The organism is Lysinibacillus sp. fls2-241-R2A-57, from assembly GCF_030209535.1.
In the GTDB taxonomy this organism is placed as follows: domain Bacteria; phylum Bacillota; class Bacilli; order Bacillales_A; family Planococcaceae; genus Lysinibacillus.
In genome coordinates, this window is the sequence record NZ_JARVRU010000046.1 from 30607 (window position 1) to 56044 (window position 25438).

General features: G+C 35.2%; 28 protein-coding genes. 18 read left to right on the top strand and 10 right to left on the bottom strand.

The window, feature by feature from the left end; all coding sequences use genetic code 11:
- Window positions 1–136: 136 nt before the first annotated feature.
- From QRN68_RS09845 to QRN68_RS09860, 4 genes are read left to right on the top strand one after another with little or no spacing between them, the layout of a single operon-like run.
- Window positions 137–1360: a MalY/PatB family protein gene (locus QRN68_RS09845; RefSeq protein ID WP_285396682.1), complete on the top strand. Its 1224-nt coding sequence runs from the start codon at window positions 137–139 to the stop codon at window positions 1358–1360.
- Window positions 1357–2646, top strand: a complete 1290-nt coding sequence (locus tag QRN68_RS09850; RefSeq protein ID WP_285396684.1) for an amidohydrolase — start codon at window positions 1357–1359, stop codon at window positions 2644–2646. The genes QRN68_RS09845 and QRN68_RS09850 overlap by 4 nt, the downstream gene beginning before the upstream one ends.
- Before the next feature lie 30 nt (window positions 2647–2676).
- Window positions 2677–2883, top strand: a complete 207-nt coding sequence (locus QRN68_RS09855) for a DUF3311 domain-containing protein (protein ID WP_285396685.1) — start codon at window positions 2677–2679, stop codon at window positions 2881–2883.
- 7 nt (window positions 2884–2890) lie between these two features.
- Window positions 2891–4354, top strand: coding sequence for a sodium:solute symporter family protein (locus tag QRN68_RS09860; RefSeq protein WP_285396728.1), 1464 nt, complete (start codon window positions 2891–2893; stop codon window positions 4352–4354).
- 353 nt (window positions 4355–4707) lie between these two features.
- Here the strand turns inward: QRN68_RS09860 and QRN68_RS09865 are convergent, their stop codons facing one another.
- The 3 genes from QRN68_RS09865 to QRN68_RS09875 all read right to left on the bottom strand — a co-directional run bounded on the left by QRN68_RS09865 (window position 4708) and on the right by QRN68_RS09875 (window position 6220).
- Window positions 4708–5094 (bottom strand): DUF3021 family protein, encoded by a 387-nt coding sequence (locus tag QRN68_RS09865; protein WP_285396686.1) that lies wholly within the window; start codon window positions 5092–5094, stop codon window positions 4708–4710.
- A 64-nt stretch (window positions 5095–5158) separates the two neighbouring features.
- On the bottom strand, window positions 5159–5671 hold the full coding sequence (locus QRN68_RS09870; RefSeq protein WP_285396687.1) for a DUF6622 family protein: 513 nt from the start codon (window positions 5669–5671) through the stop codon (window positions 5159–5161).
- 81 nt (window positions 5672–5752) lie between these two features.
- The gene (locus QRN68_RS09875) at window positions 5753–6220 is read right to left on the bottom strand and encodes a LytTR family DNA-binding domain-containing protein (protein WP_285396688.1); all 468 of its coding nucleotides are present in this window, start codon (window positions 6218–6220) and stop codon (window positions 5753–5755) included.
- Window positions 6221–6522: 302 nt separating this feature from the next.
- On the opposite strand from QRN68_RS09875, the gene QRN68_RS09880 reads away from it, so the two are divergent.
- From QRN68_RS09880 to QRN68_RS09895, 4 genes are read left to right on the top strand one after another with little or no spacing between them, the layout of a single operon-like run.
- Window positions 6523–7164, top strand: a complete 642-nt coding sequence (locus QRN68_RS09880; RefSeq protein WP_285396690.1) for a copper amine oxidase N-terminal domain-containing protein — start codon at window positions 6523–6525, stop codon at window positions 7162–7164.
- Window positions 7165–7175: 11 nt separating this feature from the next.
- Complete coding sequence (locus QRN68_RS09885; RefSeq protein ID WP_285396691.1) at window positions 7176–7418, top strand: hypothetical protein; 243 nt, start codon at window positions 7176–7178, stop codon at window positions 7416–7418.
- Between the two features lie 13 nt (window positions 7419–7431).
- Entirely contained in the window at window positions 7432–8331 is a 900-nt protein-coding gene (locus QRN68_RS09890; protein ID WP_285396692.1) for an FAD:protein FMN transferase, read from the top strand.
- Window positions 8332–8886 carry a ferric reductase-like transmembrane domain-containing protein gene (locus QRN68_RS09895; RefSeq protein ID WP_285396693.1) on the top strand — a complete coding sequence of 185 codons (555 nt, stop codon included), beginning with the start codon at window positions 8332–8334 and terminating at the stop codon, window positions 8884–8886.
- A gap of 41 nt (window positions 8887–8927) precedes the next feature.
- Here QRN68_RS09895 and QRN68_RS09900 read toward each other — a convergent pair whose 3' ends face one another.
- Both QRN68_RS09900 and QRN68_RS09905 read right to left on the bottom strand, forming a co-directional pair.
- Window positions 8928–10163, bottom strand: coding sequence for a sensor histidine kinase (locus QRN68_RS09900; protein WP_285396695.1), 1236 nt, complete (start codon window positions 10161–10163; stop codon window positions 8928–8930).
- Window positions 10163–10834, bottom strand: a complete 672-nt coding sequence (locus QRN68_RS09905; protein ID WP_285396696.1) for a response regulator transcription factor — start codon at window positions 10832–10834, stop codon at window positions 10163–10165. The genes QRN68_RS09900 and QRN68_RS09905 overlap by 1 nt, the downstream gene beginning before the upstream one ends.
- 163 nt (window positions 10835–10997) lie before the next feature.
- On the opposite strand from QRN68_RS09905, the gene QRN68_RS09910 reads away from it, so the two are divergent.
- The 3 genes from QRN68_RS09910 to QRN68_RS09920 all read left to right on the top strand — a co-directional run bounded on the left by QRN68_RS09910 (window position 10998) and on the right by QRN68_RS09920 (window position 12927).
- Window positions 10998–11309, top strand: a complete 312-nt coding sequence (locus QRN68_RS09910; RefSeq protein ID WP_285396698.1) for an antibiotic biosynthesis monooxygenase family protein — start codon at window positions 10998–11000, stop codon at window positions 11307–11309.
- Between the two features lie 31 nt (window positions 11310–11340).
- Window positions 11341–12177, top strand: coding sequence for a CbrC family protein (locus QRN68_RS09915; RefSeq protein ID WP_285396699.1), 837 nt, complete (start codon window positions 11341–11343; stop codon window positions 12175–12177).
- Between the two features lie 354 nt (window positions 12178–12531).
- Window positions 12532–12927: a VOC family protein gene (locus QRN68_RS09920; protein ID WP_285396702.1), complete on the top strand. Its 396-nt coding sequence runs from the start codon at window positions 12532–12534 to the stop codon at window positions 12925–12927.
- A 145-nt stretch (window positions 12928–13072) separates the two neighbouring features.
- Here the strand turns inward: QRN68_RS09920 and QRN68_RS09925 are convergent, their stop codons facing one another.
- From QRN68_RS09925 to QRN68_RS09940, 4 genes are all read right to left on the bottom strand, one after another.
- Complete coding sequence (locus tag QRN68_RS09925; RefSeq protein ID WP_285396704.1) at window positions 13073–13420, bottom strand: hypothetical protein; 348 nt, start codon at window positions 13418–13420, stop codon at window positions 13073–13075.
- A gap of 21 nt (window positions 13421–13441) precedes the next feature.
- Window positions 13442–13771, bottom strand: coding sequence for a fluoride efflux transporter CrcB (crcB, locus tag QRN68_RS09930; protein ID WP_285396706.1), 330 nt, complete (start codon window positions 13769–13771; stop codon window positions 13442–13444).
- Entirely contained in the window at window positions 13768–14130 is a 363-nt protein-coding gene (gene crcB / locus QRN68_RS09935) for a fluoride efflux transporter CrcB (RefSeq protein WP_285396708.1), read from the bottom strand. The genes crcB (QRN68_RS09930) and crcB (QRN68_RS09935) overlap by 4 nt, the downstream gene beginning before the upstream one ends.
- A gap of 1000 nt (window positions 14131–15130) precedes the next feature.
- The gene (locus QRN68_RS09940; RefSeq protein WP_285396710.1) at window positions 15131–15616 is read right to left on the bottom strand and encodes a YfbM family protein; all 486 of its coding nucleotides are present in this window, start codon (window positions 15614–15616) and stop codon (window positions 15131–15133) included.
- A gap of 750 nt (window positions 15617–16366) precedes the next feature.
- On the opposite strand from QRN68_RS09940, the gene QRN68_RS09945 reads away from it, so the two are divergent.
- Together QRN68_RS09945 and QRN68_RS09950 are read left to right on the top strand one after the other, a co-directional pair.
- On the top strand, window positions 16367–18109 hold the full coding sequence (locus QRN68_RS09945) for an ABC transporter ATP-binding protein (RefSeq protein WP_285396712.1): 1743 nt from the start codon (window positions 16367–16369) through the stop codon (window positions 18107–18109).
- On the top strand, window positions 18106–19839 hold the full coding sequence (locus tag QRN68_RS09950) for an ABC transporter ATP-binding protein (protein WP_285396713.1): 1734 nt from the start codon (window positions 18106–18108) through the stop codon (window positions 19837–19839). Before QRN68_RS09945 ends, QRN68_RS09950 begins: the two co-directional genes overlap by 4 nt.
- Before the next feature lie 100 nt (window positions 19840–19939).
- Here the strand turns inward: QRN68_RS09950 and QRN68_RS09955 are convergent, their stop codons facing one another.
- A complete protein-coding gene (locus QRN68_RS09955; protein WP_285396714.1) occupies window positions 19940–20308 on the bottom strand; it encodes a hypothetical protein in 369 nt (122 codons plus the stop codon).
- Window positions 20309–20698: 390 nt separating this feature from the next.
- On the opposite strand from QRN68_RS09955, the gene dacB reads away from it, so the two are divergent.
- The 5 genes from dacB (at window position 20699) to lepB (ending at window position 25341) form a co-directional block, all read left to right on the top strand.
- A complete protein-coding gene (gene dacB / locus QRN68_RS09960) occupies window positions 20699–22132 on the top strand; it encodes a D-alanyl-D-alanine carboxypeptidase/D-alanyl-D-alanine endopeptidase (RefSeq protein WP_285396716.1) in 1434 nt (477 codons plus the stop codon).
- 248 nt (window positions 22133–22380) lie between these two features.
- The gene (locus QRN68_RS09965; protein ID WP_285396717.1) at window positions 22381–22815 is read left to right on the top strand and encodes a MarR family winged helix-turn-helix transcriptional regulator; all 435 of its coding nucleotides are present in this window, start codon (window positions 22381–22383) and stop codon (window positions 22813–22815) included.
- Between the two features lie 237 nt (window positions 22816–23052).
- Window positions 23053–23988, top strand: coding sequence for an LCP family glycopolymer transferase (locus QRN68_RS09970; protein WP_285396718.1), 936 nt, complete (start codon window positions 23053–23055; stop codon window positions 23986–23988).
- A 327-nt stretch (window positions 23989–24315) separates the two neighbouring features.
- Window positions 24316–24411, top strand: a complete 96-nt coding sequence (locus tag QRN68_RS09975; RefSeq protein ID WP_285396720.1) for a transcriptional regulator — start codon at window positions 24316–24318, stop codon at window positions 24409–24411.
- Between the two features lie 372 nt (window positions 24412–24783).
- Entirely contained in the window at window positions 24784–25341 is a 558-nt protein-coding gene (gene lepB / locus QRN68_RS09980) for a signal peptidase I (RefSeq protein ID WP_285396722.1), read from the top strand.
- The last annotated feature ends 97 nt before the right edge of the window (window positions 25342–25438 follow it).

Here is a 25438-nt window from a genome sequence, read left to right on the forward strand (position 1 = left end):
TTTAATTTTTAAAAAATTCAGAATTTTTATTGACCGTTTTACAGTTAAGGTGTTAAACTGAGAAAAATTTACCTTAAGGGTTTTGAAAACCTCGATTAAATAGAAAATTTGAACACGATCAAGAGGAGTGGAAGCATTGAAATATAATTTTGATGAAGTGGTTAATCGTCGAAATACGTACTCTTTAAAGTGGGATGGCGAAGATTTCATTAAAACAATGGGTTATACAGAAAGGTATGACTACGAGACCATTCCACTATTTACAGCAGATATGGATTTACCTGTACCGCAACCATTGATAGATGCACTTCATAAAACGGTGGATCATCGTATTTTTGGATATTCTACTTTTCCAGAGGCTTACTATGAAGCAATTCAGCGTTGGTTTAAAAAAAGACATGATTGGACAATCAAAAGAGAAGAGATTATATATAGCCCTGGAACAGTACATGCCTTGAATATAGCTGTAAAAGCATTCACTAAACCTGATGAGGGCATCATCATTCAACGTCCTGTTTATCCACCGTTCACAGTTGCGATAGAGGGAAATGGGAGAGTTGTTCGAAATAATGCGTTGAAATGTGATGCTGAAGGATATTACTCAATTGATTTTGAGGATTTTGAAGCAAAAGCAAAAGAAGAAAATACAACAATGTTCATTCTTTGTAACCCACACAATCCGACTGGAAGGATTTTATCAAACGAGGAATTAAAAAGACTTTCAGATATCTGTGCGGAAAATAATGTGATTATTATAGCTGATGAAATTCATGGGGATCTCATTAGAAAAAACCAAAAATTTATACCAATCGCAAAAGTTGCAAACAGTACGGACCATATCATCACGTGCACAGCCATCAACAAAACATTTAATGTTGCAGGTCTGCACTGTACAAATGTCATTATTTCAAACTCAGAAATTAGAAAAAACTTTAGCGACACAATGGGGATGCAATTACCATCACCGTTTACCATTGCAGCTCTTATAGCTGTTTACAACGAAGGAGAAGAATGGTTAGGGCAAATAACAGAATATATTGACGACACAATGGAGTATGTGAAAAATTACTTAGCTGAAAAATTGCCTACAGTCAAAGTTAGGATCCCTGAAGGAACATACGTGATGTGGATGGACTTTAGTGGATATGGTCTTTCAGCACAAGAGGTTCATGATCGTATCTATAACAAAGCCAATGTCTTACTTGAAGATGGTCACTTGTTTGGAATTGAAGGTGAAGACTTCCAAAGAATCTGTATCCCTTCACCGAGATCCCTTATAAAAGAAGCACTTGAAAGAATCGCTTTAGAATTTCAAGATATCGAATCTAAAAACCTATTAGAAGAGGTGTATAGAAAATGAAAACAATCGAATTTGAGCTTGATGCATTAAAAGCTGCAAAAGAAATTGAGGATTATGTAATTGATATAAGAAGAGATCTCCATAGACATCCTGAAATCGGATTACAAGAAGTACGAACAATGAAAGTGGTGACAGACGAGTTAACTAGATTGGGTATTAATTACGAAATTGTCTCTGATGGCGGAATTATTGGTTATATTCAAGGGAATCAAGCAGGAAAAACTTTAATTCTTAGGGCAGATCTAGATGCACTACCGATGAAGGAAGAGGAAAATAATTTAAAAAAGAAAAAAGTGGTATTTTCTGAGACTGACCAAGCTGCTCATACTTGTGGACATGATGGACATACGGCGATGCTTTTAGGTGCAGCGAAAATTTTGACTCAACACAAAGACAAAATCAAAGGAAGAGTGCTTGTCGCATTTGAACAAGGGGAAGAAATGGGCGGAGGAATTTATAATCTCTGTAAACGATTACACGAAATCGGAGGAGACGGAATTTGGGGTATTCATTTAAAATCTGATCTTCCGACTGGGAAAATATCTGTTGATCCAGGCCCAAGAATGGCAGCTTCTTTTGTTTTCAATGTCTTAATAAAAGGAAAAAGTGGACATGGTTCAAGACCAGATTTGTCAGTTTCTCCATTAGATTGCTTTACCGATTTTTATAACAATTTAAAAGCGATGCGGTTAAATACTTTAGATCCTTTTAAAACAATTACCTATTCAATTGGAACGATTATTTCAGGTGCTGCAGCAAACATTATTCCAGAAAGTTTACAATTCTCAGGAACAGCCAGATATTTAGATGTTGATCAAGGTGCCCATGCAGCAAAAGAATTTAAGAGAATTCTAGAAAAAGTCTGTGACCTGCATAATTGCACCTATGAATTTATTATAGAACCGAAAGAATCGGATTTAATTGTCTACAATCAACAAGATTGTGCACAAATTGCAATGGATGCAGTGAAAAATGCAATTGGTACAGATGCATTACATTCAATCCCCGCTTGGATGGCATCAGAATCATTTGCATTTTACGAAAAATACTTCCCAGGTGTGTTTGCATTCGTTGGCATACAAAACCTCGAAGAAGGGATTGGAGCTGAACACCATAATGTTTTCTTTGACTTAGATGAAGATGCTTTAAAGCTAGGTGTGGCGGCTACTGTACAATACACAATTGATTTTCTAGATACTGAAAAACAAGTTCATTTTACTCCTGATAAAAGAGATATAAATAGTCTATTTATTGATAATGGATTCCAGCAATTAATAAATGAATAAAATTCATTGAATACAAAGGAGATAAGAAGAATGACACAAAAAAGGCTCTGCTATTTACTCACGTTCATTGCTTATTTTGGAATGCCTTTTGGAGTTCCCTTTATTAAAAGTGCCGAACCATATGTTTTAGGTCTTCCGTTTTTATTATTTTGGATGGTTTTATGGATCTTTTTAGGAACAGGGTTAATGTTTATCGTTCATCGTATAAATCCTAGTGCAAAAGAGGAGACGGAATAATATGATAATTTCAGTTGGAATCATTGCAATTTTCTTAGGTATTGCTTTATTTTTAGGCATTATGGCGAGTAGAGGTAAAGATATGAGCCTAGAACAATGGAGTGTTGGAGGCCGTGGATTTGGTTCTATCTTCATCTTCTTATTAATGGCTGGTGAAATTTATACAACTAATGCATTTTTAAGGGTAAGTGGTTGGATGTACGGAAAGGGTGGCGTAGCATTTTTCAATATCGCAATGCTGAACTATGTAATTGCTTACTGGTTGACACCTAAAATATGGGCTTATGGAAAGAAACATAGTCTACTATCGCAATCTGATTTTTTTGAAAAGGCATATAATAGTAAAATTCTCGGCACACTTGTAGCTATTGTAGGGCTAGCAGCTTTAATTCCTTATTTAGTCATTCAATTAAAAGGTCTTGGCATTATTGTTTCTGAAGCTTCCTATGGAGCGATTGATCCGAAATTAACAATTTGGATTGGTACAATTGCAATGATTGCTTATGTTATGGTTTCAGGAATTCATGGCTCGGCTTGGACAGCTGTTATTAAAGATTTTCTTATTCTTGGTGTTGTGTTATTCCTTGGTATTTACTTACCTATTCATTATTATGGCGGGATTCAACCAATGTGGGAAGCAATTGAAACTGTTAAACCAGGATTTTTAACACTTCCAGACTCAGGTTTTAGCGCCTCATGGTATATTTCAACGATCATGTTAACATCATTAGGGTTTTATATGTGGCCACATACATTTGTTGCTACTTTTTCAGCGAAAAGTGGAAATGCCCTAAGAAAAAATGCGATTATGCTTCCTATCTATGCATTATTTTTATTATTTATCTTATTTGTTGGAGCAGCAGCAATTTTACAAGTTCCTGGGTTAGAAGGAGGGGCTGTGGATTTAGCTTTATTTAAAATCTCCACACAAACATTTAATCCAGTCATCGTTGGCTTTATTGGAGCAGCAGGGTTATTAACTGCAATTGTTCCAGGTTCATTGATTTTGATGTCGGCAGCTACATTGCTTGCGAAAAATGTCGTAAAACCTATTCGCCCTCAAACTACCGATCAACAAATTGCTATCATTGCTCGCTATTCAGTTCCAGTGATTGCACTTGTTGCACTTTACTTTACTTTTAGTGGTGGTGGAGCAATTACGCTATTATTTTTAATGGGATATGGTCTAGTTACTCAATTTGTACCAGCAGTTGTCAGTAACTTTATGAAGAAAAATCCATTAACTGTACAAGGAGTGTTTGCTGGAATTGTTGTGGGTGTTACGATTGTAGGCTGGCAAGCAGCAACAGGAGCTAATCTAAGTAAACTGTTCCCAAGCTGGCCATCTTACATACAAGATATTAACATTGGTTTCCTAGCATTAAGTGTAAATATTTTAGTAAGTTTAATGGTTAGTGTGTTTACAAGGAAAGCAACTTTTAAAAATGATGAAACTATAGAAAGCATTTAGAAAGAAAATCTGAGTGTCATGGGATTTTATATTATATTTCGGAATAGCATCTTTGAGTGTATCTGTTGAAAAAACATCAGGTATCGTAATGTAGGAACACACATGATATTAGAGGAACGAATAAGTAATAGGGTCACACGATCTAAAAGTTTATTTAAATAGTTCCTGTGCTTAATAACATAATCTAATTGGTTGGAATGATAATCGCTATGGGTGAATGGGGTAGTAGGAGATAATACAAAAAACCACTCTACAAAAGGGAGTGATCTTCTGTATCATTTAATCCTTCAGAGATTGGATGTGCTGATTAATATCGGTAATTATGATTGGGTCTCTTTAAACACTCTTTTATTTTAAAAATTTCTTATCTGTTCTAGTAAGTTATTGAGTTCATTCGCATCTTTTTTAGTCTTAATCAGTGTTATGATCCAAGCAAATAGATAGATTAATAAAAAACTACCAAGAAAATCTGCACTTAGAAAATTATCTGTCCACTTGTTATAGAAAGATATTGAGAAGACTACTAGAAACATCATGATAAAATGGATGACTAACGCAAACAAATAGTTGATTTTTTCAATTTCAAAGATGATTGTAAAAATACCTGCGCAAGCTGAGATTATTAACACACCAATGATCTCAGCTTCTGAAGAGATGATAGTTCTCCTCGATAGTAAAACTAGCATATAAATAAATGCACCAGTTCCTAAACCTGAAAGTAGTCTATTTTTTAATTGCAATGAAATGTCTTCCTCTCAAAATTTTTATGATTTTAAAATAAACTTCTTTCAGTGGGTGACGCAATTATGCCGAGGCAAAATTGATTTTTTTTTGTGCATAATATGTATAAAGAATTCCCCCAAAGAAAAGCCCTATAGATAGCCCGCTTATGCCAGAATAAATTATATTAAATGAAATGTCATTATAAAATGATGGAGAGATGCCTAAGGTTACATTTAAAACATACTTCACCATAAAATTAATCAGGATAATGATTAATGGAAGATAGCATTTCTTTCTCATGATTACTAATTCCTGTTTGTAAAAAATTTGATATTTTTTATACAACAAGTAACCAATTAATGTGCCAGGAAGTATGGAGAGGAAATAGCTTGTTAAACATAACTCTAAGTACGAAAATTGAGTGATCATTTTTTCAAATCCCCATATCATAAAGATAAAAGGAACTAAAAACATTTTAGATAAATGGATTGGTCTTTCCTGGGAAATAGCAATGCCTCTTTTTATTAAAATAAATAATAATATCCATACCCACAATGGCGTTCTTAAAAATATTTCTATAATGTTGTTATACATTTTTTTATGCCTCCTTTGATGTTATACATAATGGCATCAAAGAGGGAATAAAGAAATACGTTTAAACATATGTGGTAAAAATCAATACATAAGTGGACTTTTGGAATATCTTGTTAGTGCTTTTTTTAAAGAGGATACATATTTTCTTGATACAATTACTTTTTCTCTATTCGAGAGAATTGCTTCAAGATTACCATTAGGTTGAACCGAAAATTTATTTAAAAAATGAATATTGATTATTATAGTTTTTGAGATCCTGAAGAAGTGATTGGGAAGATCATGTTCTAATTTATATAAAGGGCTCTTTGTTTCAAATATAGTGTCATTTGTGTAAATGAATATTTTTCGTTCAAGATATTCCAAATAAAATATGTTTGAGTAAGGAACTTTTTCTTGTTCGTCTTTTGATGTAGACTTTGCTAGTAAATAGTTGTCAGAGCTTTTTTCAAGAGTTGATACAATATCTTGAATAAAAGACGTTACTTTGTGGATGTTAAACGTACATGATTCTTCTTTAAGTTTTTCAATAATTTTAATGTTTACCTTCATTTAAGACATAGATTCCTTTCAAAATGGATTCTTAGTAATTTATGTATTTACATTAAAAGTTACTGCGATATTTGTAAAGAGTATATCAAAAAAGTTACTCTAATTTTGAGTACCCAGCTTATAATTGTAGGATAGTTTGCTAAGATGCAAAAGAATAGAGATTATATGAACCAAGCCATTTCTTAGTGCAGAGGAATCTGTCTATAGAAATGGCTTTTTCGAATGTGAAAATTTGTTTGATAAATTCAGTCTCCTATCATTTTCAAAACCTAAAATGAAGTCAAAGGAAAGGAGTGTTGCAAGTGAATAAGGAAAAAATTGGTCTTATTGTAGTTCTATTATTGGCGAGTTTTATACCAAATGGCGTTGTCGTACATGCAGATGATGACAAGCATGAATATAAAGAACATAAAGAGTATAAAGACCATGATGATGACGATGACGAGCACGATGAGGAATACTACGATGAGGATGAAGAAGGGGAAGAAACTTACTATTTTCAAGATGCGGTAAGTGAAAAAGGTAGTTGGAATATTTGGACACGAACAGTTGTCACGGATAAAGAAGTATTACCTTTTACGAACTCTCAAAAGGTCACGTTAAAAGTAGAAGGTACAAATAAGGAGCTTAACTTTTCTGTGATACCAAAAGACGGAGAATTTTTTGTACCAGGGAAAACAGTAGCACAGGTTTTAGGAGCAAAAGCGACCTTTTATAAAGAAAGTAAAATTTTGGCCATCCAATATCAAGACAATGAATTACTTTTCCGTGCTGGAACAAACGTTGTCTATGATAATAACGTCAAAACACCATCTCCAGCACAAGCCTTTTATGTAAATGAAGAATTATATGTACCTATTAGTACAATAACGAATGGCTTAGGCTATATAGCTGAATGGCAAGAAAGTAATCAAACATTTGTATGCCAGCCAATTACGAATTAGGAGGACGTATTATGAAAGATCCGAAAAAGGCAAAGTGGGTATTAGGAGCGTCGGGGATACTTTTATCCGCAGCGATCTTAACCCAAATTAACAGCCCAACAGAAGCCGAAACGACACGCGCAAATAATAGTCAGGATGTAAATCAGGACAATATGACAAAAAGAGAAAAAGAGCTAGTGCAGCTTGATTGGACTAATTTTGAAGTGACAAATCAGGCGCCTGTCAAAAGCGAGCGAAAAACGAAAAGAACTTAATGGAGTTGGTCGTGTGGATACACTAACTTTACCAATAATGAATACAGAATTTTATATAGCTATGCCAAAAGGTGTTCATTTCACATGGAAAGCAAAAACAGAGAAATGGCTTCAATACGTAGCGAAAGAGTGGTCAAGGTTTCAACCAAACAACGAATTATCACAACTTAATGATTTGAAAATGGGAGAAACGCTACGCATTAGTTCGTTATTATATGATTGTTTAGTGCAAGCAGATCATTATTATCAACTTTCAAATGGTTTATTTTCACCATATCTTAAATTGCAACTAGAACAGCATGGCTACAATCAATCTTTCCCATTTGAAACAGCTAAAAGCAATTCATTTCAAAACAAATCTTTTATCGCCGATCAACCATTTCAATTTTTAGGCGATGGGCAAGTAATGAAGGTAGCACAACAGGAAATTGATTTAGGCGGATTTGCCAAAGGGTATGCCATTGAAAAATTGGCTATTTGGCTTGAACAAGAGGTATCCTCTGATTTCGGACTAATAGACGGAGGAGGGGATATGAAAATGTGGTCTTCTGGGGAAAAGACTTGGACAATCGGTGTTGCAGATGCCTGGAATATCGACAAGGAAATTAGCTCCATTAAAATGAAAACAGGTGCCATAGCGACATCCAATCAAGTTTATCGAAGTTGGATGCAAGGAACAAAGAAGAAGCATCATTTATTAAACGGACAAACAGGTGAAATTGCTGATACAGATGTGCTACAAGCTTCAGTCGTAACATCCTCTTTATGTGATGCGGAGGTTGGTGCAAAACTTTGCTTTCTTATGAAGGAAGATGAGCTGCAGCAGTGGTTCGAAAAAAATTGCCAGCAAAGTGCACGCTATCTTGTTAAAGAAGGACAAGTAGCAAATTGGAGGATGACAGGAGTGAGATAAATGTTAATAAGCACATGGGAATGGATTCGATTATTAGGATTTTTAGCGTATTTTTATTTTACAATTTCCATTATATTTGGTTTATTGAGAAAATCATCATTTGTAAAATCACATAAAAATTTAATTTATCAGATACATCAAAATGCGGGATGGCTAGGGTTAATCACTGTGATAGGGCATTTGTTAGTGCTTGTAATCGATCAGTATAAGCCATACAGTTTAGTTGAGATTTTAATCCCTTTTTCGGCAAAATATGAGTCTCTACCATCAGCACTTGGAACAATCGCATTTTATTTGTTTATAATGGTACTCATGACTTCTGATTTATGGATTCGAACGATGAATCGCACCTTATGGAAAAAACTTCACTTTCTTGTGTTACCAGCATGGGTAATATCACTTGCTCATGGAGTGTTAATTGGAACGGATACAGAAAATATGTTGATTATAATATTTTATGTAGTTTCTGGAGGGCTTACCATGTTAGTACTAGTAGCAAGAACAATAAGCCAGTTCATGAAAAAAGTAAATATTTCAACATCACGCAATAATTAAAAGGAATCGGGGCTGTTTAAAAAGCCTCGATTCCTTTATATTTATATAGGAAATTCAATATGAAATGTAGTACCTTTACCTACTTTACTTGTTGCATAAATTTTTCCGTCATGCTGCTCCACTATTGCTTTCGCTATGGCAAGACCTAAACCAGTGCCATTTCGTTGACGAGCAGAATCACTTCGGTAGAATCGCTCAAACACTAAAGGCAATTCCTGTTCAGTCATCCCAATGCCACTATCAGCAACAATAATTTTTACAAAGCCTTGATTTTTTAACAGTGTAAGTGTGATTTTTCCACTATTTGTATATCTTATCGCGTTTTCTAATAATATATAAAGCAGCTCTTGTATTTTTGAAGCATCTCCAAGAAGCTCGATGTTTTCTTGAATTTCAGTAGAAAACTGTATGTCAGGAGGCATAATCTTTTGAAATTTTGAGCTCACTTTATTGAGTAAAGTAGATAATGATATTATTTCTTTATGAATGGAAGCCTGCTGCTGATCGTGTCTTGCTAAGAACAGCAGTTTTTCTATGAGCTCCTTCATTATTTCAGCCTCATCCTTTAAATCTACAATTAATTCTTTTCCAAAGGGGCTTAATTGTTTTGCTTCCTCAATTTCTAAAATTTCAAGTGAACTATAAAAAATACTTAGTGGTGTTCGTAATTCATGAGAGGCATCGGATACAAACTTTTTTTGTTTATCGAACGACCATTGAATAGGGATCATCGCTTTCCCTGCCATATAATAGCTCAGTAGTCCAATTAAGATTGTCGAGATACAAGTTAATAGTATTAGTAAATACTTTGCATTTTGGAAAAAGTGATGCTGTGATGTTACTGATTTACCAACGAAAATATATCCGACTACCGTATCGTTGTTTAAAATTGGCTTTTTTAGAAGAAGAAAATGCTCTTCCTGCCATTCATAATGTTGTATGAGTTCTTCATTTGGGTTGCGATTGCCAAATTCTTTTTCAATCTGTTTCTTGAGCCCTTTGTAAGATTCGTCGCCGTGAACAAACTTATGGTCCTTCGTGTAAATATAGTAAAAAAAATTGCGATTTGGATTATAATTTAAAGTTTTTGTGTTTGCATTGACGTGCTCAAAAAAATCGTGTTCTTGCTTAACATAAAAGTCTTCTAATTCGTTTATTTGCTGATTTTCCATTAATTTAATGAGTGAAAAGTATAGAACAATAACGAATAATGAAAATAATAAAAAGTAAAGCGTTGCATACAAATAGGATAATTTTTTTCTTGTTTTTTGAAACATTAATTTTCCCTCAGTTTATAGCCAATACCTCTGACATTTTGAAGACGTGATTTGGATTGACCATCATCAATTTTTTTTCGAACAAGTTTGACCAAAGCATCTAAGGAATTATTCGAAACATCGTAATCGTAGCCCCATATATAAATACAAATCTGTTCCCTTGTAAGTACACGTCCTTTATTGATAAATAAATATTCTAAAAGTGAAAATTCATTTTTAGTAAGGTCAATTTCTTCATTATTGTACAAAAATACACGGGAATCTACATTCAGTTGTAAATGATCTATTTCGATAACCTGTTCAATGACTTTATCTTTTCTTCGTAGTAATGCGCGAACTCTTGCTAACAGTTCCTCTATTTTAAATGGTTTTACTATGTAATCATCTGCGCCACTATCAAGCCCTTTAATGATGTCTTCAGTATCATCCTTTGCTGTTAACATTAAAATACTCCCATTGAATCCATTGTTCCGTAGTTGCTGACATACTTCTATTCCAGTAAGCTTCGGCATCATCCAATCTAAAATAACAAGATCATATTGCTCGATAAGAGTATGGTCTAGGGCTTCCTGCCCATTTTCCGCCTCTGTCACATTATGAAATTCTTTCTTTAAAATATGAACGATATTTCTTCTTAGTCGTGCATCATCTTCTGCTAATAATATTTTCAAGGCAGCTTCCTCCTATTTACTATATTCAGCCAAGTATACGCGTAAAAAATGAAATGAAACTGAAAAAGTTCCATTCGCTTGCAATAAATTATCTATTTCCATATTTTGATTTTAGTAAAAGTGTTTATCGTTTACAATAATACATAATGAGGAGGTAGATGATATGGAAACATATTATGCCGTGATTTTTACATCACAGAGAACAGATGAGGACGGAGAGGGCTATGCCAAAATGGCAGAAGCAATGGATGAATTAGCACAAAAGCAGCCTGGTTTTCTCCGTGTAGAAAGCGTTAGAAATGCTGAAGGGAAGGGGATTACTATATCCTACTGGGAATCGCTAGAGGCTATTCAGGCATGGAAAGAGAATTCAAAACATCTAGTAGCACAGCAATTCGGCAAAGACAAATGGTATACGCAATATAATGTGGAAATTTGTAAAGTCATGAAAGATTATTCTTTTACAATGAATTAAATCGAGGAGCGTTTATAGAAGGAGCTACGATATGACTACAATTATTTTAGAAGAATGGCATGAGGTAAGAGAAAATTTCAACCCTTCAAAACCCATTAGTATTAATCAAATGCATGAGTTCAAAGAAAAGCTGAAACTTGAGGAACAAACTGAAGGGAATTTAAGGCTACTAGTAGACATCTACTGTATGCTTCGAATGTATTCTGATGCCTATAAAATTTTTACCTCTATAATGGATTTAGGGAACAAGAAAGATCAGAAAAAATTTAGATCAATAAAATATTACATAGAAAATCCTAATTGTGTGAAGCCTTTGTATCCTCGTGAAATTAGAGAGGATAAAACAATTAAAACGGTCATTCCTACATTTAAATATTTGCCAGACCCATTAAAATCTAAAATCTTTGAAGCGGAAGAAGTTGTAACTTGTGATTGCTGCGAACAGGAAGTAGATGTTTATTATACTGGAGGTATTTACGCTATTGAAGAGGTTGATTATCTCTGTCCTACATGTATACACAGTGGTGCAGCTGCTAAAAAATACGACGGTTCTTTCCAGCAATATTTAATCAATAATGAGAATGTTGTCAATTCAGATTTTACTGAGGAAGTGATGTGTAGAACACCAGGTTATGTTAGTTGGCAAGGTAATAATTGGATGGCCCATTGCTCAGATTATTGTGCGTTTATTGGCTATGTTGGCTGGAGTGAGTTAGTGGAGTTGGGCATTACAGAACAATTTGAAAATTATACTGGATTTTCTAATGAAGAGTTGTCAGAATCCCTCGTGAATAATGGGCATCATCAAGGGTATTTATTTCAATGTTTACAATGTGATCGTTATGTTCTTTATTCTGATTTTAGTTAAATGAATATGTCATTAAAACTTGAGAAGAGGGAAGTTGGCCAATTTTTTTCAATGATTAAATGATTCGTGGGGTTTTAATGGTTGGCTTGTCCATGATATCTTTTTAGGCGTCGTTATTAGCGTTGAGTAGATTCTTTTTATTTTAACTATTTTAAGATACGATTGATGTCTTTTCATTAGTGAAATCATTTTAATAAAATAGTTAATCATAGATAAATCGGAGCGAATTGAATGGTATATTTTCTGGTTTCATAAAATTGATTTTTTTTTCCTTCCTAACTTATAATAATAATTGTAGTTGAATACAGTCATTAATTTAAGAATGGTTCATTCTTGAATAATTAGGAGGATATCATGGGAAGATTAGTTCATTTCGAAATTCATGTAAGTGACATGGAAAGAGCGAAGGAGTTTTATGGGAAAGTATTCGGATGGTCATTTCAAGACTGGAGTGATTATGCTGGAATGCCTTACTTTGGAGCAGTGACTGGTAATGAGGATGAACTTGGAATCAATGGTGCTTTAATGCAACGTCAAAGTGCTCCTCCGGAAACAAACCAAGCTTTAAATGGGTTTGCTTGTACAATGGGCGTGGAAAACTATGATATAACGGAAGCTAAAATTATTGAGAATGGCGGCAAGGTCGCAATGCCTAAGTATGCGCTACCAGGAATGGCGTGGCAAGGATACTATATTGATACCGAAGGCAATATATTCGGAATTCATCAACCCGATGAAAATGCAAAATAGAATCTATGATAGGTCAATAAAAATACACGATCAGCATGCTTGAACCAACACAAAATCTGTCTTACACTGCCGGAAACTGTGAAATTATCGACGGTTTCCGGCATATTTCTTAATAAGAGGCGCCCCTTGAGAAATCGAGTGGCGCCTAAAACATTTGTGGTAAAAATTCCTTCATAAAACGTTGATTTTTACGCAGCCATATTTTCAAAATCATTCGATGTGTGAGGAGTCGTTGCCTTTTATGTGGTCTAGCTTTTGCCTCTATTAAACTTTGTAGCAGAATACATGTTTCTGTTGGCAATGCTTGAGGGTCAACGAGGACGTCAAGCTTATAATCAATTAACTGAGCAGCCTGTACTTTTGCAAGTAATTGTGCAAAATGAGTATTCATTTCTGGAAAGTTTTCTTCTAGCTCAAGGTCGATTAATGTATATAATGTTTGTTCAATTTCAGCTTCGAGTGCTTGTAATTGTTCGTTTGATGGTTGTGTCAAAAAATCACCTCATAAATGCTGTTACACGAGTAGAAAGCCAAGTGCTGCGAAAAGTATACCAAATAATACTGTAGAGCATAGATAAATAATAGCCTGTCTCCACTTTTTCTGTTCTAAGAGCTGCAAGGCTTCAAAACCGAACGTTGAAAAAGTCGTATAGCCTCCTAAAAAACCAATCCCTATAAAATGCCAAAGCCAATCACTTAGCTGTAAAGCAAATAGAAAGCCAAGTGCAAAGGACCCCGTTATATTAATCAAAAACGTTGCCCATGGATATGTATGAACAATACATTTCCCTAGATAAAACCTCGTTAGTGCACCTAAAAATCCACCAAGTCCAATCACGATCATACGATGCGCCCCTTTGCTAGTCTAAATCCTAGCCATGCACAAGCTAAACCGCCAAAAACACTCATTAAAGGATAAAGTACGGCCTGTAGCCATTTACTATCTTGCAAAAGTAATAATGTTTCTAAAGAAAATGTTGAAAAGGTTGTAAAAGCACCAAAAAAGCCAGTACCAATCCCTAAAACAACAGGCGTACGCGTTGTAAAAGTAGTAAAAAGCCACGCTAAACAAAAGCAGCCAATTAAGTTTATACAAAGTGTTGCAAATGGAAAACCACCTGAGTTCGGAAGTAGTAAACTAAAGCTATATCGACAGATGGCGCCCAAAAAACCGCCAATCCCAACAGCTAAAAATGATTTCAAAGTAATAGCTCCTTATTAAAATGTCTATACTGAAAAGTGTATCACGAGAAATGAATTTTAGATATATTTCAATAGTTATATGGATTCAAATATATTAAGGGATGTAGGGGGATTTACATTACTTAGAATAATTATTTTAGTAATGAGTTTAACTAAAGTGAACTAAAGTGTGCACTTTAATTTAAAACGTTTTAGGTGTAGCGTCAAACAATTTTGTCACGTCATCATAATGATTTCTTCCTATAGCTTTCTAAAAGTGAGCGTAAACTTTCATCTATTGCTATTCTTGAATACTTTTTTAGTTTATAACATCTCGCTGACGTAGATTATATTTCCTTCAGCTAAATTAATGTTCTGCCACGTACTGAGGGAATTATTGTCCCTATTTCATGGTTAAATATGTATATAACTTATAAAGGGAGAGGTGTATATGGACATGGGCAATGTCGTGAATAGCGTTAACGAAAGCTGGATGCAAAGAGTAAGGAGAACGAGGGAAGATTAGTCAGACAGAAATTTTTTTGTATTCAATACAAAACAGGTACCACCGCTTACTGAATATCCGTTAACGGAAAATCCGAATACGGTTAAACCGTCAACGGAAAACCCGCCACTACTAATTAATAAATTACTAATTAATAAAATACTAAATATAAATAATGATGATGATAAGAGGGGGGCTAGAAGTACAGGTAATCGTTCCAATTAGCAGTGAAATTGTGGAAAATAGAAAGGGGAAATAAAAAGTAACAAACACAAATTGGAATCCTGATTCCCCAGCTATGGAAACAGAAATTTTATTGTACAAGCAGTATAGGTATTAATGCTTTACATTTTATGGATTTGCAAAATGGGACAATAACAACTGATCGTTTAGTAGGGGAGTATATTATGTTTCAACAAATTCGGATTAAATAAGTAAACGAAGATAACTCTCTATTTGGCAAAAGTCTGGCAGCTGGAATGTTATCGTATGCCAGACTTTGTATTATGCATCGTATTATGAAATATAGAATACAAGTCCTTTTCCTTCGACAATGGTTTTAGAATAGTACTTGCGAATGTCGTTAAAATAACTGTATAGATAGTCGAAAAACTGTTCTGCTTCTCCCTCTTCCGCGTCGCCGTAGAGAGGGTAAATGTCCTCCTCAAGCATCTCGTTATAGTTGTATTTCTCTAGGAGCTCGTCTCGTGTCATGGCATCAATGGCTTGATAGGCCTCACGAATTTGCGGGGGTGTTAAATAAAAGGCGCCAAACTCTCCAAACTCTATATGGTTGTCTTGATCCATTGGAATGACATAACTGAGCGGTGGTTCACCGCCGATAATATCTCCGCAGAGCATGTAATAAAGTGCCTGCCATGATTTGTCAATATCAAGATATTCTCTGTTATAGGGGTCCAGGTCTTCTAGCACTTTGGTTTTGGCTGCAAGTTGCTGTATTTCTTCCTCTGGCAAAGCCATGTAGTAGCCGATCATTCCCATTTGTGATCTCCTCCTTATACGCGCTATCGCTTGTGTTATTAATACTATAACTTGAACATAGGAAGTTTTTAAGCATTTTTTATAAAAATTCCAATTAATTTTCTTGCTAAATAATCAAAGCATGTTTTTGTGTAAACGAAATATATGTTCTTGTTTTAAGAAATGCGGTAGGATAAAAAAGTAATTAGTTAAAGTAATGGCACATCATTGAGTGACTTTCAGATTGGCAGAATCAACCTCTATAATTTTGGATAGATATGGTTAATTAACACACCTTTTGTTTATGAAGAATTAACATGCTAAACATAAGATTATGCTGTAGTAATTCATTGCTTTAAAGTGCTAATAATTTTCTGAAAAAAGTAAAAAATAACAGTGGGTTAGTTGACAGATATTTCTAAAGTGTGATAATCTTCAAGAACACTATAACAAACTAAGCGAAGGAGGTCATGACAATGTTAGTTTTACCAGTATCATATAAACAAACAACTACATACATTGTCCATGTCTTCTAGCTTCATATTTTACATTGCAGCAAAAGGTATGGGTTACACCTTGCCTTTTATTAAGAGACACATGCTCTTTTTTAGGGGTATGTGTCTTTTTTATTGCAAAAAAGGTTGTAGTGATAACAAAAAAAGGAGTGTATGTAGTATGCGAAACACAGTACTAAAAATGATTTTCAAAAAGGAATGTCTAGATAGTGGGTAGTAAAGCCTCAACAGCAATGGAGAAAGAAGGTTATAATGTATGTTTGATGTTTTAAGTAAATTAGGCTGGTTTTTTAAGAAGTACTGGAAGCAATATACTCTAGCAATTGTACTTTTAATAATTGCCAGTGGCTTGGAAGTTGTTCCACCGTATTTACTAGGGTCAATTATTGATATATTGACTGCTGGAGAAATGACACCAGCTATTTTAACAAAGTATATTTTGATTTTTGTTGGCATCATTATTAGCGGTTATGCCCTTAATTTTGTATGGCAATTCAGACTATTTGAAGGGGCTATTAACCTAGAGAAAATTTTACGTCGGAACCTTATGCAGCATTTTCTACGCATGACGCCAACGTTTTATGAAAAAAATCGTACTGGAGATTTAATGGCACGTGCGACGAACGATTTAAACGCAGTGTCACTAACTGCGGGCTTCGGAATTATGACACTAATTGATTCTACAATCTATATGGGTTGTATTATTTTTGCCATGGGTTATATGATTTCGTGGAAGCTTACATTTTTTGCAATGTTGCCAGTGCCGGTCATGGCCATCCTTATTCAATATTTAGGGAAAATTGTGCATGAACGTTATATGAAGGCACAGGATGTTTTTGGTGAGCTGAATGACAGTGTTCTAGAGTCCGTTGCAGGTGTGAGAGTTGTGCGCGCATATGTGCAAGAAAAAAAGGATGAGGCAAATTTTGCAGAGATGAGCGAGATTGTGTATGAAAAAAATATGCATACTGCAAAAATAAACGCCTTATTTGGACCGATTACAAAGGTCGGTACTGGGATTAGTTATGTTGTTGCCCTTGGCTACGGTGCTCATTTAGTAGCGACTGAGGCTATGACAGTTGGGCAGCTTGTAACGTTCAATGTTTACTTAGGGCTAGCAGTTTGGCCAATATTTGCAATTGGAGAACTGATCAATGTGATGCAGCAAGGAAGCGCTTCTCTTGATCGTGTACAGGAAACGCTAAACTACGAGGCAGATGTTCGGAATATTGCGAATCCACAAACGATTGCGACGCCAAATGCGATTGGCTTTGATGATTTAACATTCAAATATCCAATGAGTCAGGTGAAAAACCTTCAACAAATTTCGTTGTCGTTGAAAAAGGGGCAAACACTTGGGATTGTTGGTAAAACTGGAGCGGGGAAAACGACCTTCCTACGACAATTATTACGCGAGTATCCAATCGGCGAGGGGCAGCTATCGATTGATGGAGTCGATATTACTGCACAGACGAAGGAGCAGTTACTCGACTGGATTGGTTATGTACCACAAGATCATGTTCTATTCTCACGTACCATTCGTGAAAATGTTTTATTTGGGAAAGAAGATGCGACACAAGCTGAATTGCAGCAGGCGATTCGTGCAGCATACTTTGAAAAGGATTTGGAAAATTTACCGATGGGTCTTGAGACACTTGTTGGTGAAAAGGGTGTATCTCTTTCGGGTGGTCAAAAGCAACGTGTGTCAATAGCGCGCGCCCTTATTAAGGACCCTGAAATTTTAATGCTTGATGACTCACTTTCGGCCGTAGACGCAAAGACAGAGGCAAAAATTATTGAAAATATACAGCGAGAACGACAAGACAAAACGACGATTATTACAACACACCGTTTATCAGGAATCCAGCATGCTGACTTAATTATCGTGCTAGATGAAGGCCAAATTGTAGAGCAGGGAACACATGAGCAGCTTCTTTCACAACAAGGATGGTATAAAGAGCAATTTGACCGTCAGCAGCTAGAAGGAGGTGCCTCATGAGTACGAATCAACGTTTAATACGCTACGCAATGTATTTTAAAAAACCGATATTACTTGGATTATTTTTCTTAACAATCGCCGTTTTTACGGAGCTTGTTGGACCATTTATTGCAAAGCACATCATTGATAATTACATGACAATTGGAAACATCAAATTAAAACCAATTACTTGGCTGTTACTTGTCTATTTAATTTTAGCAATAGCTACAGCTGTTTTACGCTATTTTATGTATATCTATTTACAAATGGGTGCGAACCGTGTTGTACAAAAATTACGTAAGGATGTCTTTGAGCATATTCAAACATTGCCAATTCAATACTTCGATAATTTACCAGCGGGGAAAATTGTCGCACGTGTAACGAATGATACGGAGGCTGTTCGTAATTTATATGTACAGGTACTTTCAAACTTCGTTACGAGCTTAATTTCTATTGTGGGTGTTTATATCGCACTTTTCATTTTAAACTGGAAAATGGCATTCCTAGCATTAACGATGGTACCGGTCGTTTATTTATGGATGATTTTATATCGTAAAGTTGCCTCGAAATATAATGATGTGATCAGAACGAAAATTGCCGATATTAACGCAATGATAAATGAATCTATTCAAGGAATGACGATTATTCAGGCATTCCGCCGTGAGCAACAAATGACGAAGGAATTTGATGACATGAATAATGAGCATTATGCATATGAACGCAAGCTACTTTTCCTTGATTCTGCAACTTCCTTCAACCTTGTTAATACATTAAGACTCATTATGTTTACGATCTTTATTCTCTACTTTGGTACACAGTCATTTACGGCAACAGAAGCTATTTCTGCAGGGACTTTATATGCCTTTGTTGATTATTTAACGAGATTATTTAATCCAATAACGAATATCGTCAATCAATTTTCTCAGCTTGAGCGCTCGCTTGTTGCAGGAAAGCGTGTGTTTGAGGTGTTAGATATTAACGGGGAACCTGTATCTGAAAAAAGTTTACCTCGTTATAAAGGAAATGTAGTGTTCGAAGATGTTTCCTTTGCTTATAAAAATGATGAATATGTATTGAAAAATCTATCTTTTGAGGCACATCAAGGCGAAACAATTGCTTTAGTAGGCCATACAGGATCTGGGAAAAGTTCGATTATGAACTTATTGTTCCGCTTCTATGACCCATCTAAAGGGAAAATTTCGATTGATGGAATTGATATTACTTCGGTTCCTCGTCAAACAATGCGTGAACATATGGGCATTGTTCTTCAGGATCCATACTTATTTACAGGTACTATTGCTTCAAACGTCAGCCTAAACAACCCTAAAATTTCACGTGAAAAGATAGAAGCCTCATTAAAGGCTGTTGGTGGGGAACGTGTATTAACGAATTTGCCAAATGGCTATGATGAGCCTGTTATTGAGAAGGGGAGCACATTGTCATCTGGGCAGCGTCAGTTAATTTCCTTTGCACGTGCTCTTGCCTTTGACCCGGCTATTTTAATATTAGATGAAGCTACGTCTAATATTGATACGGAAACAGAGGAGATTATTCAACATGCAATGGATGTGTTGAAAAAAGGACGTACAACATTTATTATCGCTCATCGACTTTCTACTATTAAAAATGCGGATCGTATTCTTGTTTTAGACCGAGGTAAAATTGTTGAGCGTGGCACACATGACGAACTTTTAGAACAGGGCGGTATTTACGAAAAGATGTATCAAATGCAGGCGAATTCATTGCAATAATAAGTTGAATAGTTGTTGCGAAATCGTTATTAACACTTACTAATGGTATGAATAAAGCCCCACTTTGCTAAAAAAGTGGGGCCTTGCTATTTAAAATGTACTATTTTACATGTTTAAAGACATTGACAACAAATAATAGTGCTGAAATTGCTACAGCGATGCCCCCACCTGATACGAAGAGCTCAAATAACCAGCGTGGCACATCAAGATAAACCATCATCATACCGATTAAGAGGAATGGCAATCCAATATTGTAAAGCCAATATTGTGCCTTGGCCAGCCCGGTCTCGGCTGCATTCTTATAAATTGAATAAATTAAACCAATAAAACCAGTTGTCAGCCAACCTAACACACCAATGTGGGCATGTGTAGCCGTCCATTGAAGTTGAATTGTATAATGCATAAACAGTCCAAAAGCCAAAACAATCACCAAATACATGACAGAAATCTTTATCCATTTAGCACCCATTGTAACCAACTCCTTTCCTGAAAGTGATTTGCTAGCTAGCTATTACAGTTTATTCTTATCGAATAAAAAGATGCCATGTTATTTGTCAGGGTTCATACTAAAATCTAAAAAAATAAGCTAGTATAAAAGACATTTAGGCCATGCCGACTCTCGACGCGTACATATTTTTGTGAAGTGCCTCTTTGTAAAATAAAACACCCATGGATTTTCGGGCTGTAAACCCAATCCATGAAAGTTTTTTGCGTAGAAAAATGAGTTTAACTTATTTTGGTAAATATTTTTTTGTGGCGAAAGCGGACGTAATTATGCCTAGGCATAATTGATTTGTTGAAAAATGCTAAATTTTTCCGTAAAATAAAACCATGTAGAAATTTGCTATTAGGAGGGTCTATGAAAAGGAAAATAATTTTTTTAACGATGACTATTATGGTTTGTTGCTTACCAATAACTTTTCTTGAAAAGGCTGAAGCAAGTGAGCAAACAATGACAACAAAAGTGAATAACATCATTGCGAAAAATTGGAAGAATAACGAGTACAGCATTACCGTACGAGATACGGAAAAAGGGGATGTACTTTACAATAAAAATGGTGAAAAAATGATACGTCCTGCTTCTTCTCATAAAATTTTGGTCAGTGCTGCTGCATTAGATTTACTTGGACCTGATTATCGCTTTGAAACGAAAGTCTATGTCGATGGTCCAATTGAAGACGGTGTACTTCAAGGCAATATTTATTTACAGGGCGGGGGAGACCCAACGCTTTTGCCTATCCATTTAGAATCACTTGCTAATGGACTGAAGAAAATGGGGATATCGAAAGTTACAGGTTCCTTAATTGCGGATGATACGTGGTTTGATACAGATCGTTTACCGAAGGGAATTGTACCGCAAGAAGAGGCATTACCTTATGCTTCACGTATTTCGGCATTAACGATTTCGCCAAATGAGCAATATGATATTGCAACTGTGCAAGTGAAAGTGACAGGCTCAAAGGTTGGCAATACGGCTAATGTTCAGCTTGTTCCGTTTGCAAGTACCATTCCTGTTGTTAACAAAACAAAAATTGTTAAAAAGGGCGAGAAAAGTACTGTGAAAATTACAAGAGAATATGGTACAGATCGAATCATTATAACAGGTAACTTACCAGCAGGTTCTCAGAAGAATACATATGTAACTGTCTTTGATCCAACTCTGTATACACTTGATGTATTTCGGGAAAAATTAGTAGCAAAAGGTATCCAAACAATGCCACTTGAAATTGGGAAGGTACCTGAAAATGCACAACGAGTAGGTATTTCCTATTCAAAGCCATTACAGGATATTAACTTTAAATTTTTAAAGCTAAGTCTTAATGGTATGGGTGATATGTTTACAAAACAGATCGGACGAGAACTACTTGGTGAAGGAAGCTGGTCTGCAGGCATTCAAGCAATTCGTACATACGGTAATGATATTGGGCTCAATATGGATCAATGGTATTTTGAAGATGGTTCAGGTTTAAGTCATCAAAATCGAGTAAGTAGTATGCAAGAAAGTCTATTATTATATAAAGTTCGAAGTAAACCCTGGTATTACTCATATTTAGATGCATTACCGCATGCAGGGAGAAAGGGTGCGCTTGTTGGTGCAACTTTAGAAAATCGTATGAAGGGCTATAGTGTATCTGCAAAAACGGGCTATATTTCTGGAACTTATTCTTTGAGTGGTTACGTAAAAGGTAAAAGTGGCAAGTGGTATATTTTTAGTATTTTAACACAAGCCAACAAAACTTCAGCTATCCCATCCATCGACGAGATTGTCAAGCAGATTGCAAATGAAATGTAAGATTTGAACAGCGTAGTTTTATTGCATTTGGTTAATGTTAAACTAAATGCATATTAATCACCTGCTAATTCATAGGTGTACAAGGTTAAGTATTATGAAGCGGCTAAAAATAAAATCCGCTTAGTCGCTTTTTCAATAAGAATAGACGTGCAGCTGTTTTTTTAGCTCCAGATAATTCTCAATGTCAATTATACTGAACGGGGTTTAGTGATGTTTCACTAATTTCTTAGGGTTCAAGGAGGATTTTTTTGACACAAACAAATATTTTTAAGCTTATCCATATGATTGAACAGATGAATAATGCTAATATTATCCGTTTTACAAAAGCGTTTCCATATCCGTTAGGGATATCACCCATTTTAGTATTAAGTGAGTTACACGCAAAAGGTCCGCAGAAGCAGGCTGAGTTAGCAGGAACGCTTGGCTATACAAAAGGGGCAATGACGAGTATTGCTGAAAAATTAGTAAAGCTCGGTTTAGCAGAAAGATTATATGATCCATCTGATCGTCGTACAATTCGTTTACAAATAACGGATGAAGGTGAAAAAGCCTTAGCGAAAGCTCAATCAATTGGACAAGAAGTTTTTATACAGCTTTTTGAAGTGTTGAATGATGAAGAAATCGCACAATATTTGCTGATTCAAGAAAAATTAGTGCAAGGAATACAAGACAAAGGCGTGTAAATTAAAAGTCGTTTCGGTGTGAAACGGCTTTTTGTTGGAGATAAAATGACGATATTTGTTAAAATGTATGTCTTTTATATAAGTTAACAATCAAAGAATAGTCTGTTGTACATATAGTAAATACTAGTGTACGTCTTTTTTTCGTCCAGTATGCATATAAATAGACTATATAAACTTTTTTCCAACTTAAAACGTCAAAAAGAGGGGTAAATTTGATAAGCAAGAAAGGACTTATGTATGGAAAAAAATATGAAGCGTTCTAAGGAAAAAAAGAGTAAGAAAAAAATCTGGCTTTGGATAGTAGGCAGCTTATTAGCAATTTTTTTAATTTTTATTGGTACTGCTTATTATACAATCCAGAAAACGATGAATAAAATAAATACACCATTATTAGAAACGACAGATGGTGAAGCACAAGAACAAAAAACAGTGACAAAAAAAGAACCATTTTCTGTGTTAATGCTTGGAGTGGATGAACGTAAAAATGATAGTGGACGTTCAGACACGATGATTGTCGTTACGGTGAACCCTGAAAAACAAACAATGAAGATGCTTAGTATACCACGAGATACTCGTACAGAAATTATCGGCCATGATTCCGTTGATAAAATTAATCATGCTTATGCATTTGGAGGCGTCCCAATGGCTGTGGATACGGTGGAGCATTTTTTAGATATTCCCATTGATTATTATGTGTATGTTAATATGGAGGGCTTCCTGCAAATTATCGACACAATTGGTGGGATAACGATTGATAATGACATGGAATTAACTTATGATAAGCATCATTATCCAAAGGGAGAGATTACTTTAAACGGTGAGGAGGCACTAATTTTTTCACGTATTCGTTATGAAGATCCCCGCGGTGATTTTGGTCGTCAAATTCGCCAACGACAAATTATTGAGGCAGTTCTGAAAAAAGCTTCGACGACACCATCAATATTATTAAAGGCTACAGATATGCTTGATGTAGTAGGCGATAATGTCCGTATGAATTTTACGATGAAGGATTTAATCCAGCTACAAAGTATTTATAAAAAAATGGATGGCAATATTGATCAGCTATCATTTGAAGCAGAGGGTGGCGAAAGAGTTAATAACATATGGTATTACGTTCCTGATGAGACAGAGCTCGGCAAAATTCAATCGGAATTAAAAGCCCATTTGCAATAAATTGTAAGAAGTAAGGATTTGAGCATAATAGTTGTGAAACTTTTGGCAATGAAGGGAGGGAGATGAATGAATGGGAGGACCCAGGTGCTTAGGTATACAGCTCTCAATAATTGCATGCAAAGCTATGTGCCTAAACGCAAAGTTCAAAAAAATCCAGTCAGTTCAGCTATCCGACATTTACAACTATTGTGCTTGAAAATTTTCATGTGAAATATAAAAAATCATTCAGGTAGGGTGCATGCCTAGTTGAATGATTTTTTATTTTATTTGAAATATCAGAAAATTAGGTGTATAATCATCTTAGAAATGGTTGAGGGAGTGATTGTGATGATTATAGGCACAATTTTATTAGCAGTTGCATTACATGCAGGTATTGTTTTAGCAGTAGATTTATGGAATGAGCAGCATCACTCTACTACGTAAAAAACCATTCATAATCGTGAAAACAAAAAAATAGAAGATATCTAGGCAAAGTTAATGTAGCTTTGTCTATTTTTTTGGCTAATTATCAAAAGTTAAGGCTGACATTTTTTTGAAATATATGCGCTGTATATTAGTTGATCTTCGTTCCGCCTGGGGGCCCACAGGCGGAACGGAAATCAACCCCTCGTTATGGTGATGAGCCATATATAAGTTGATTGAGCGAAGCGGTTTATCGGATGCCCCACTGAAGGAAATCAACCTCAGGATATGGTGATAAACCATTTTTCTGAACTTGAAACAATTTATGTGATTAATTCGTCAATATACTGTAGAAAATGTTATACTATAAAAAAACAGTATCGGGGAATGAACATGCAAGAAGAGAAAACAAGTTTTAAAAAAGAATTACTATCTTATCTTAAAATTATTGTCATTACTGCTGTAGTTGTTTTAGGCTGTAAGCAATTTTTATTTGCACCGATTAAAGTGCAGGGTGCTTCTATGTACCCGACTTATCATGATAAGGATATTATTATTGTAAGTAAAATGAGTAAAATTGATCGCTTTGATCAAATTGTTTTTCAATCACCAACAGAAGATGAACTATATATTAAACGAGTAATTGGCTTGCCAGGTGATACAGTTGAAATGAAGGACGACGTATTGTATGTAAATGGTAAAGCTTATAAAGAAGATTATGTAAATCGTCAAACAGATGATCCTAATCAATTACGCATTACAGAAAATTTCACGTTAGAGCAATTACTAAAAGAGAAAAAAGTGCCTGAAGGTATGTATTTTGTACTAGGGGACAACCGTCTGAAAAGTTACGATAGCCGTCATTATGGTTTAATTTCTGAAGATGCCATTTATGGTGAAGCTAAAGTAACACTATATCCATTTAGTCATTTCCATTTCGGTCCAAAATAAATTAGTGAAAAAGAGGCTGGAACATAACTGGTCAAAACCTAGAAAAGCGCGAGAAATCAATTTTAGAAACGTTGATTTCTCGCGCTTTTCTGATGTG

Bases quoted from the DNA above. Each gene is read 5' to 3' on its own strand.
- QRN68_RS09850 (WP_285396684.1), top strand. From the start codon at position 1,357: ATGAAAACAATCGAATTTGAGCTTGATGCATTAAAAGCTGCAAAAGAA.
- QRN68_RS09855 (WP_285396685.1), top strand. From the start codon at position 2,677: ATGACACAAAAAAGGCTCTGCTATTTACTCACGTTCATTGCTTATTTT.
- QRN68_RS09870 (WP_285396687.1), bottom strand. From the start codon at position 5,671: ATGTATAACAACATTATAGAAATATTTTTAAGAACGCCATTGTGGGTA.
- QRN68_RS09875 (WP_285396688.1), bottom strand. From the start codon at position 6,220: ATGAAGGTAAACATTAAAATTATTGAAAAACTTAAAGAAGAATCATGT.
- QRN68_RS09885 (WP_285396691.1), top strand. From the start codon at position 7,176: ATGAAAGATCCGAAAAAGGCAAAGTGGGTATTAGGAGCGTCGGGGATA.
- QRN68_RS09895 (WP_285396693.1), top strand. From the start codon at position 8,332: ATGTTAATAAGCACATGGGAATGGATTCGATTATTAGGATTTTTAGCG.
- QRN68_RS09900 (WP_285396695.1), bottom strand. From the start codon at position 10,163: ATGTTTCAAAAAACAAGAAAAAAATTATCCTATTTGTATGCAACGCTT.
- QRN68_RS09910 (WP_285396698.1), top strand. From the start codon at position 10,998: ATGGAAACATATTATGCCGTGATTTTTACATCACAGAGAACAGATGAG.
- QRN68_RS09915 (WP_285396699.1), top strand. From the start codon at position 11,341: ATGACTACAATTATTTTAGAAGAATGGCATGAGGTAAGAGAAAATTTC.
- QRN68_RS09920 (WP_285396702.1), top strand. From the start codon at position 12,532: ATGGGAAGATTAGTTCATTTCGAAATTCATGTAAGTGACATGGAAAGA.
- crcB (WP_285396706.1), bottom strand. From the start codon at position 13,771: ATGATCGTGATTGGACTTGGTGGATTTTTAGGTGCACTAACGAGGTTT.
- QRN68_RS09940 (WP_285396710.1), bottom strand. From the start codon at position 15,616: ATGGGAATGATCGGCTACTACATGGCTTTGCCAGAGGAAGAAATACAG.
- QRN68_RS09945 (WP_285396712.1), top strand. From the start codon at position 16,367: ATGTTTGATGTTTTAAGTAAATTAGGCTGGTTTTTTAAGAAGTACTGG.
- QRN68_RS09950 (WP_285396713.1), top strand. From the start codon at position 18,106: ATGAGTACGAATCAACGTTTAATACGCTACGCAATGTATTTTAAAAAA.
- QRN68_RS09955 (WP_285396714.1), bottom strand. From the start codon at position 20,308: ATGGGTGCTAAATGGATAAAGATTTCTGTCATGTATTTGGTGATTGTT.
- dacB (WP_285396716.1), top strand. From the start codon at position 20,699: ATGAAAAGGAAAATAATTTTTTTAACGATGACTATTATGGTTTGTTGC.
- QRN68_RS09970 (WP_285396718.1), top strand. From the start codon at position 23,053: ATGGAAAAAAATATGAAGCGTTCTAAGGAAAAAAAGAGTAAGAAAAAA.
- QRN68_RS09975 (WP_285396720.1), top strand. From the start codon at position 24,316: ATGATTATAGGCACAATTTTATTAGCAGTTGCATTACATGCAGGTATT.
- lepB (WP_285396722.1), top strand. From the start codon at position 24,784: ATGCAAGAAGAGAAAACAAGTTTTAAAAAAGAATTACTATCTTATCTT.